Raw genomic sequence first — 4125 nt, 5'->3', positions numbered from 1 at the left:
CCACGATGATGGTGGGAAGCTGGCTGCCGGCGGCAAAGCCGCTGGCGAGGCCACCGCCGCCGCAGCAGACGAGCGCGAGGTCGGCGGTTTCGCCGCGCGCCGCCAGGTCAGCGACGGCCTCAAGCCCGGCGGTGCCCTGCCCGGCGATAATCAGCGGATCGGCAAAGGGCGGCACGATCAGCGCGCCCTTCGCCTCGGCGATGCCGGCGGCAATCGTCTCGCGCGCTTCGGTCAGCCGGTCATAGAATACCACTTCGGCGCCATCAGCGCGCGTGCGCGCCACCTTCAGCTTCGGCGCGTCCGACGGCATCACGATTGTCGCCGGCATGCCCAGCAGACGGGCAGCGCGCGCCACCCCTTGCGCATGGTTGCCCGACGAATAGGCCACCACGCCGCCGCCGCGCGCTTCGGGCGGAATCGCCAGCAGCCGGTTCATGGCGCCGCGGAACTTGAAGCTGCCGGTCAACTGCAGATTCTCCGGCTTCAGCCACACGCGCCCGCCGCAGGCCGCATCGAGCGCCGGGCTGTTCAGCAGCGGGGTGCGCACTGGCCAGCGCCCCAGGCGCTCGGCCGCCACCAGCACATCATCGTGGAGCACAACAGGCGACACTGGCGAAGTCATTGAAAAATAGCCTTTTCACTGCTGCCGGAAAACTGCTGACAAGCCCTTGAAAGGCCAGCGCAAATCCGGGTTTTTTCGTGTAACAAAAAACCGCTTTACATGGGGGCATCGAAACCATAGGAAGCGCGTCCGCTGCCCCATGGGACTTCCACCGCAAGGCAGCTTTGGTGTCAATGCCGGCGATCGGCCGGGAGGCTCCTTTCGGAACCTTCCAGTCAAGCGCGCAGCGGCGACATACTTTGCCCACCTGGAGGTCCCTTGAGTTGCTCAAGCACCATAATGCGCTGGGGGTAGCGCTCGCCCTGCGTCCGACGCAGCCGGTTACCCTCGTCCGTCCGCACGCCGCGCGCCGCGCTGCCCGCTTCTTTATCGAGAAGTTTCCGGGCACTTCGATGTACGCGGTAAAGGCGAACCCTTCGCCTGACCTGATCCGCACCCTTTGGGATGCGGGGCTGACGCATTACGACGTCGCCTCGATTGCCGAGGTGCGGCTGGTGCGCGAGGTCGCGCCGCACGCCGTCCTGTGCTTCATGCACCCGATCAAGGCGCCGGAAGCCATTGCCGAGGCCTATCATGTGCACGGCGTGCGCGTGTTCAGCCTGGATTCGCTTCCCGAGCTCGAAAAGATCGTGGACGCCACCCGCACCAACGGCGTGGCGGCCAGCGACCTCACGCTGTGCGTGCGGCTGCGGGTGTCGTCGTCCCATTCCAAGCTCAGCCTGGCCTCCAAGTTCGGGGTGCCGGCCGACGAGGCCGCGCCGGTGCTGATGGCGGCCCGCCAGGTCGCCGACGCACTGGGCATCTGCTTCCATGTCGGCAGCCAGGCGATGAGCGCGCAGGCTTATGCCGACGCCATGGCGCAGGTGCGCGCCGCCATTGTCGCGGCCGGCGTGACGGTCGACATCGTCGATGTCGGCGGTGGCTTCCCGTCGGACTATCCGGGCATGGCCCCGGCGCCGCTGGAAAGCTATTTCGAGGTGATCCACCGCGCCTTCGAAGCGCTGCCGATCAGCTATTCGGCGGAGCTGTGGTGCGAGCCGGGCCGCGCGCTGAGCGCCGAATATGCCTCGGTGCTGGTCCGCGTCGAAGCCCGCAAGGACGATGTGCTCTACATCAACGACGGCGCCTATGGCGCGCTGTTCGATGCCGCACATGTCGGCTGGCGCTTCCCGGTGAGCCTGGTGCGCGAGGACGCGAGCCATGCCCGCGACCTGGCGTTCAGCCTGTGGGGCCCGACCTGCGACGACATGGATTACATGCGCGGGCCCTTCGCGCTGCCGGCCGATATTCAGGCCGGCGACTATGTCGAGATTGGCATGCTGGGCGCCTATGGCCAGGCCATGCGCACCGGGTTCAACGGCTTCACCGCCGGCGAGACGGTGATCGTGAGCGACGAGCCGATGGCCAGCCTCTATGGCGTCACGCAAGAGTCGCCAGACGCGCGTATCAGCCGCGTGCAGCACTGAGCTTGCCGCCCCGGCGCCTCACGGCGCCGGGGCGCCCTTCCCGCTCGGCGCCGGACTCCCCCGGCCGCGGGCGGCGTTCCTTGGAACGCCGGGCCACCCAGACCATTGGGAGCATTTGCATGACCGATACCCTCAACCACGTCGTCACCCAGCTCAGCCCCGCCGAGCGCCAGCGCAAGGCCGAGCTATTGTCGACCCTTGTCGAGCATATCGACATCAAGAGCTTCGACGCGCGCCCGATCATCGACGGCATGGCCAAGATGAGCTTCACCAGCCGTGATCTCGCCCGCGCCACCGCCATCTACAACCAGATGCTGAGCGACCCTGACTGCACCATCTTCCTGGTCATCGCCGGATCGACCAGCGCCGGCGGCTGCATGGATCTCTATGCTGAACTGGTGAAGAACAACATGGTCGATGGCATCGTCGCCACCGGTGCCTCGATCGTGGACATGGATTTCTTCGAAGGCCTTGGCCACAAGCATTATCAGGCCCTGGAAGTGCCGGATGACGACACGCTGCGCTCGCTGCTGATCGACCGCATCTACGACACCTACATCGACGAAGAGGCGCTGCAGCAGACCGATCACACCATCTACGAGATCGCCAACACGCTGGAACCGCGTGGCTATTCCAGCCGCGCCTTCATCCGCGAGATGGGCAAGTATCTCAGCCAGCACGGCAAGAAGGAGAACAGCCTCGTCAAGCTCGCCTATGAGCATGACGTGCCGATCTTCTGCCCGGCGTTCGTGGACAGCAGCGCCGGTTTCGGCCTTGTCAAGCACCAGGTCGATCGCGCCAAGGCCGGCCAGCCCTACATGATGCTGGATGCCATCGCCGATTTCCGCGAACTGACCGACATAAAGATCAAGGCCGGCACCACCGGCCTGTTGATGATCGGCGGCGGTGTGCCCAAGAACTTCATCCAGGACACCGTCGTTTGCGCCGAAATCCTCGGCCACCACGATGTCGAAGTTCACAAATATGCCGTGCAGATCACGGTGGCCGATGTGCGCGATGGTGCGTGCTCGTCCTCCACGCTGCAGGAAGCGGCCTCGTGGGGCAAGGTCAACACCGGGATCGAGCAGATGGTCTTCGCCGAAGCCGGATCGGTCATGCCGCTGTTGGCCAGCGACGCCTATCACCGCGGCCACTGGAAGGCCCGCGCTAAGCGCGCGTGGGGGAAGATCTTCGCCTGATTTGACAAGCGCCTGGAAAGCAAGAACCCTCCCCGTCGTCAAACGGGGAGGGTTTTTCATGTCACACGCGATCCTGCTGCCGATGCTGGTGCTGGCCGGCTGGACGATGCTGATCTGGATCTGGATGTATGCGACGCGGCTGCCCGCCATGAGCCGCGCCGGCATCGATGGTACCAAGCTGGTCGGCTCCACGGGCAAGTCGCTGCGCGATGATCTGGTGGCCGCCGGCGAGGTGAAGGCCAGCTGGGTGGCCGACAATTACAACCACCTGATGGAGCAGCCGACCATCTTCTATGCGACGGCTCTGGCGCTGGCGGTGATGGGCGAAGGCGGCAGTCTGGCGGTCAATCTGGCATGGGGTTATGCCGCCCTGCGCATCACGCACAGCCTGGTGCAGATCCTCTTCAACCGCGTGCTGGTGCGCTTTGCGGTGTTCGCACTGGCATCGCTGTGCCTGATGGGGCTGGTGCTGCTGGCGCTGTCGATCGCCTCAACTCACGCCTGACGGACGAAGCGCGCCACCAGTTCGACATGGGATGACCAGCGGAACTGTGCTACCGGCCACAGGGTGATCAGGCGGTAGCCACCGTCTGCCAGGATCTTCGCATCCCGCCCGAACGTGTTGGGATTGCACGAGACCGCCACGATCACCGGCACTTCGGATGCGGCCAGGGCGCGGGCCTGTGCTTCTGCCCCGGCGCGCGGGGGATCGAACACCGCGGCTTCCAGCCCGGCCAACTCCTTGCCCGCCAATGGTCGGCGGAACAGGTCGCGGTGCTGCACTTCAATGCGGCGGCCGGCGCGGCGGGCGGCCGACCCCAGCGCGGCCAGGGCCGGG

4 protein-coding genes and 1 pseudogene are annotated in these 4125 nt (G+C 65.9%); 3 read left to right on the top strand and 2 right to left on the bottom strand.

Going from position 1 to position 4125, the window contains the following annotated elements; all coding sequences use genetic code 11:
• Positions 1–610 (bottom strand): threonine ammonia-lyase (locus GJV64_RS12105; RefSeq protein ID WP_408014994.1); only part of this gene is annotated, 610 nt, incomplete at its 3' end.
• A gap of 275 nt (positions 611–885) precedes the next feature.
• Between GJV64_RS12105 and GJV64_RS12100 the strand changes: the two genes are divergently transcribed.
• The 3 genes from GJV64_RS12100 to GJV64_RS12090 all read left to right on the top strand — a co-directional run bounded on the left by GJV64_RS12100 (position 886) and on the right by GJV64_RS12090 (position 3792).
• Positions 886–2088, top strand: a complete 1203-nt coding sequence (locus GJV64_RS12100) for a type III PLP-dependent enzyme (RefSeq protein ID WP_164157463.1) — start codon at positions 886–888, stop codon at positions 2086–2088.
• A 119-nt stretch (positions 2089–2207) separates the two neighbouring features.
• Complete coding sequence (locus tag GJV64_RS12095; protein WP_164157462.1) at positions 2208–3287, top strand: 1,9-bis(guanidino)-5-aza-nonane synthase; 1080 nt, start codon at positions 2208–2210, stop codon at positions 3285–3287.
• A 58-nt stretch (positions 3288–3345) separates the two neighbouring features.
• Complete coding sequence (locus GJV64_RS12090) at positions 3346–3792, top strand: MAPEG family protein (RefSeq protein WP_164157461.1); 447 nt, start codon at positions 3346–3348, stop codon at positions 3790–3792.
• Here the strand turns inward: GJV64_RS12090 and GJV64_RS12085 are convergent.
• Positions 3783–4125: pseudogene (locus GJV64_RS12085) on the bottom strand (class I SAM-dependent RNA methyltransferase); the annotation flags it as partial. The gene GJV64_RS12090 and the pseudogene GJV64_RS12085 sit on opposite strands and share 10 nt — an antisense overlap.

This window comes from Sandarakinorhabdus rubra (assembly GCF_010994245.1).
In the GTDB taxonomy this organism is placed as follows: Bacteria; Pseudomonadota; Alphaproteobacteria; order Sphingomonadales; family Sphingomonadaceae; genus Sandarakinorhabdus; species Sandarakinorhabdus rubra.
The sequence above is the reverse complement of the archived record's forward strand: the minus strand, read 5'-3'. Positions and strand labels throughout refer to the sequence as shown.

What these genes read in the sequence shown, in the direction of transcription:
- GJV64_RS12095 (WP_164157462.1), top strand. Translation starts at nt 2,208, where the DNA reads ATGACCGATACCCTCAACCACGTCGTCACCCAGCTCAGCCCCGCCGAG.
- GJV64_RS12090 (WP_164157461.1), top strand. Translation starts at nt 3,346, where the DNA reads ATGTCACACGCGATCCTGCTGCCGATGCTGGTGCTGGCCGGCTGGACG.